Below are 3722 nucleotides of genomic sequence, written 5' to 3' on the forward strand. Positions count from 1 at the left end.
CGATGACGGCATGGACCAAGAGAGTTCACTCCAATTTTGGAAATTCTTCGTAAACCTTTTGGAGTAATTTCTCAAGCGATTCGGACTCCTCCTCAGAAAGACCGCCATATACTGCTTTCTGAAGTTTTTTAGAGACATAGATAAATACCGGCTTCAGGCCTTCTCCCTTTTCTGTAAGGGAAATATATGTAACCCGGTTGTCGTCAGCACTTTTCTCCTTTTTCACATATCCAAACTCAACCAGTTTATTGACAAGAACCGTTACATTGGGTTTGGATCTGTGGATCTTTGCAGCAAGATCCTTCATGGTGCAGCATTTTTCAAGATAGAGAAAATGCAGAATATCACCATGCGATGGAACAATGCCGGTGATACCATGTTCTTCCAGTTCGTGTACAATCAACCGGTTCGCTTTTTCCCGTATCCTGCTGATGAGCGCTATAGCATTGCCCTTACTCATTGTCAGAATTAGTTAATCATTGAACTTTTTTTAAGTATCGGATCGTGGCCATTTCCTGTTGGCTCCTGAAAACCTGGAAAATCCCAGGATGGAAAAGCAAAACGCAACTATTAAACTATCGGCGGTAGGAATACCGGTATATGACAAAAAAGCGGATGTATGTCTGTTCGGTTGAGGCGGCAATGGACGTGATAGGTGGGAAATGGAAACCGCTCATTCTCTGGAAAATTAAGGACGCACCACTCCGTTTCGGAGAAATTCAAGAGAAATTACCTAATATCTCCCAGAAAATGCTTACCCGGCAGCTTAGGGCCCTTGAAGAAGATCGCCTGGTTTCCCGTACAGAGTTTCCCGGCATGCCACCCCACGTCGAGTATGCCCTAACAGCACGAGGGCAGACCGTCATCCCACTACTCATGTCACTCAAAGACTGGGCGAACGAGGAGCTGGCAGACCAAATCAACGAAGGCGGATAACCGCTCTTGCTGACATTTTTGTCCCTGATCCCTATTTACCTCCACAAGATCTTCGTAGGATGTAGAAAGGTGAAATGATGCTGTACAGAAAGTTCCCACGGTGCAGGGACGATATCTCGATCCTCGGTTTCGGGTGCATGCGATTACCCACCGAAGAGAATCAGCAGGCTCGAGGAAACGTCGATGTGCAGAAGGCAACTGATATGATCCGGACCGCCATTGATGGCGGGGTCAATTATATCGATACTGCCTACCCATATCACAACGGGGAGAGCGAGGTTGTCATCGGCAGGGCACTTGGCGACGGGTATCGCGACAAGGTTTTTCTGGCTACCAAACTCCCGAGTTGGCTTGTCACCAAACGGGAGGAGATGGACCAGTTCCTGGACCAACAACTTACTCGGCTCGCTACGGATCATATCGATTTCTATCTCCTCCACGGGCTCAGCCGCGAAACATGGGAAAACCTTTCCCAGTTAGGAGTTCTTGAATTCCTTGACAGTGCCAGAGCAGACGGCCGGATCCGGTATCCTGCGTTTTCCTTCCACGACCAGTTCCCGGTCTTTAAGGAGATTGTCGATGCTTATGAGTGGACATTTGCCCAAATCCAGTATAACTACATGGACGAACAAGAACAGGCAGGCACTCAAGGTCTGAAGTACGCATCCGAACAGGGTCTTGGCATTGTCGTCATGGAACCGCTCCGGGGTGGTCTTCTCTCAGGGGACGTTCCCATAATTCACCAGCATATCCTTGAAGCTCCGGTCAATCGCACCCCATCTGAATGGGGACTCCGCTGGGTCTGGAATCACCCTGAAGTCACGGTTGTACTCTCCGGTATGTCAGCAATGGAACAAGTCAGGGAAAACCTTGCCAGTGCAGAGCAGGGCCTGCCGGGTTCCCTCTCTCCCGGAGAACTTACTGTTGTTGAAAAACTGCGGGACACGTTTGCCTCCCGGGTGAAGATTCCATGTACTGGCTGCCGCTACTGCATGCCGTGCCAGAAAGGTGTCGATATTCCCCAGTGTTTCACGTATTATAATCAGGCATATGCATTCGATGCACAGGAGAAAGCCACCGGGGTATACCTCTGGGCTCTTAACGGTACGTTTTCAGGGGGAATACCCGGGTATGCCTCCTGTTGTATCAAGTGCGGGGAATGCGAGGATAAATGTCCGCAGGGACTTCCTATACGTAAATACTTAGAGGAGGTCTCGGAATTTTTCGGGAAATAACTGTTCCCGCGTTTTTTTACCAGTGGATTTACATTGAAGAAATTACACGAATTGAGTAATTTCATAATCCTCTAATAGTGTCATCAGTTACCTCCAAGTGCCTAGGTGTAATGGAAGTTCGTATTTTCAATAAATATCCGTGAGATCAACAATAAGCAAGTACCAGGTGTAGATAATGTTGATAGAAACCATTTGAAACAGGATTGGGTTTACACGGCATAAATGAATAATATTTATGTTCATAACAGCAGGATCACAGAAATCCAAATCGTGATGTGTTATTTCGATATTAACAACTGGTCAGAATGGAGTTGACCGGTTGTGTAGGATTATCCAGAGTAGTGTATGACTGAGATGCTTATTCTCGTGGATAGACACGATACAGAAACCGGGTATGCGGAAAAGATGCAAATCCATCGGGAAGGAAGAATTCACCGTGCCTTTTCCATTATTATCTACAATTCACAAGGAGAGATGCTCCTCCAGAAAAGGTCATCATCGAAATATCATTCAGGGGGATTATGGACAAATGCATGCTGTGGTCATCCCAGAGCGGGTGAGGAATTATTATCTTCGGCTCATAGGAGGTTGAAGGAGGAGATGGGGTTTGAATGCATATTGAAACCGCTATTTAATTTTCTATACATAGCCCATCTGGATAACCACATGATCGAACACGAATTTGAACATGTTTTAATAGGAGGATATGATGGATGTATTCATCCGGATCCTGATGAAGCAGAGGATTATCAGTGGGTTCCAGTACCACGTATTTACGAAGGGATAGCCCAAAATTCTGAAATTTATACGATCTGGTTCGTGATTTTGATGAACAAACTAAAAGATCACAGATTCTCCGCAAGATCGTGAAATCGGAATCAGTAAGATTGAAAAAAGTGTACAGGATTGACATTTGACAAAAGAAAAAACCATTGTGAGAAAGAGGATACAGACATGGATAAAGTCATGATAGGAAAAATGCCAGCAGGAGCATTTCCAATTGTTATTGTTGGCAGTATGGTAAAAGGGAAACCAAATTATAATACACTTGGCTGCTATGGGCTTATTTCCCCGGCCCCCCCGACCGTTTACATAAAATCTGTGAAGCAACATTATACAAACGTCGGTATTCGTGAATCAGGATGGTTCAGTGTGAATCTCCCCTCTGCCGAACTGGCCAGGAAAACAGATTACGTAGGTCTTGTTTCGGGTAACGAAACGGATAAATCGAAAGTGTTTACGTCGTTTTTTAGTTCTGCAGGAAGTGCCCCGATGATCGAGGAGTGCCCGGTAAATATCCTCTGTAAAGTAATCCAGACAGTGTACATGCCTACCCAGCAGAATGCAGAGATCTTCATTGGTGAGGTTGAGGAGGTTTACATTAAAGAGGGATGTATGGTTGACGGGAATATCGACCTGAATATGATTAAACCTCTCATGATAACAGGCACTCAGTATATTGAGGTTACTGGTACACCAACAGGAGATGCATGGAATATCGGGAAAGAACTGATTGAAAAATAAGTCTTCCCCTTATATCATTCAATAATC

At 45.4% G+C, this 3722-nt stretch carries 5 protein-coding genes; 4 read left to right on the forward strand and 1 reads right to left on the reverse strand.

All coding sequences use genetic code 11. The features are described 5' to 3' along the window. Nucleotides 1-25: 25 nt before the first annotated feature. Complete coding sequence (locus tag VN429_RS05805) at nucleotides 26-460, reverse strand: MarR family winged helix-turn-helix transcriptional regulator (protein ID WP_325630833.1); 435 nt, start codon at nucleotides 458-460, stop codon at nucleotides 26-28. A 140-nt stretch (nucleotides 461-600) separates the two neighbouring features. Between VN429_RS05805 and VN429_RS05810 the strand changes: the two genes are divergently transcribed. The 4 genes from VN429_RS05810 to VN429_RS05825 all read left to right on the forward strand — a co-directional run bounded on the left by VN429_RS05810 (nucleotide 601) and on the right by VN429_RS05825 (nucleotide 3695). Then, a complete protein-coding gene (locus VN429_RS05810; protein WP_325630835.1) occupies nucleotides 601-936 on the forward strand; it encodes a winged helix-turn-helix transcriptional regulator in 336 nt (111 codons plus the stop codon). A 77-nt stretch (nucleotides 937-1013) separates the two neighbouring features. Beyond that, nucleotides 1014-2171 carry an aldo/keto reductase gene (locus VN429_RS05815; protein WP_325630841.1) on the forward strand — a complete coding sequence of 386 codons (1158 nt, stop codon included), beginning with the start codon at nucleotides 1014-1016 and terminating at the stop codon, nucleotides 2169-2171. Nucleotides 2172-2516: 345 nt separating this feature from the next. Next, nucleotides 2517-3041 carry an isopentenyl-diphosphate Delta-isomerase gene (gene idi / locus VN429_RS05820; RefSeq protein ID WP_325630837.1) on the forward strand — a complete coding sequence of 175 codons (525 nt, stop codon included), beginning with the start codon at nucleotides 2517-2519 and terminating at the stop codon, nucleotides 3039-3041. An 84-nt stretch (nucleotides 3042-3125) separates the two neighbouring features. Next, nucleotides 3126-3695, forward strand: a complete 570-nt coding sequence (locus VN429_RS05825) for a flavin reductase family protein (RefSeq protein ID WP_325630839.1) — start codon at nucleotides 3126-3128, stop codon at nucleotides 3693-3695. The last annotated feature ends 27 nt before the right edge of the window (nucleotides 3696-3722 follow it).

Origin of the sequence: Methanospirillum sp., assembly GCF_035560735.1 — an archaeon.
In the GTDB taxonomy this organism is placed as follows: domain Archaea; phylum Halobacteriota; class Methanomicrobia; order Methanomicrobiales; family Methanospirillaceae; genus Methanospirillum.

Excerpts from the sequence above, each read along its gene's own strand:
- VN429_RS05805 (WP_325630833.1), bottom strand. The coding sequence starts at position 460 with ATGAGTAAGGGCAATGCTATAGCGCTCATCAGCAGGATACGGGAAAAA.
- VN429_RS05810 (WP_325630835.1), top strand. The coding sequence starts at position 601 with ATGACAAAAAAGCGGATGTATGTCTGTTCGGTTGAGGCGGCAATGGAC.
- VN429_RS05815 (WP_325630841.1), top strand. The coding sequence starts at position 1,014 with ATGCTGTACAGAAAGTTCCCACGGTGCAGGGACGATATCTCGATCCTC.
- idi (WP_325630837.1), top strand. The coding sequence starts at position 2,517 with ATGACTGAGATGCTTATTCTCGTGGATAGACACGATACAGAAACCGGG.
- VN429_RS05825 (WP_325630839.1), top strand. The coding sequence starts at position 3,126 with ATGGATAAAGTCATGATAGGAAAAATGCCAGCAGGAGCATTTCCAATT.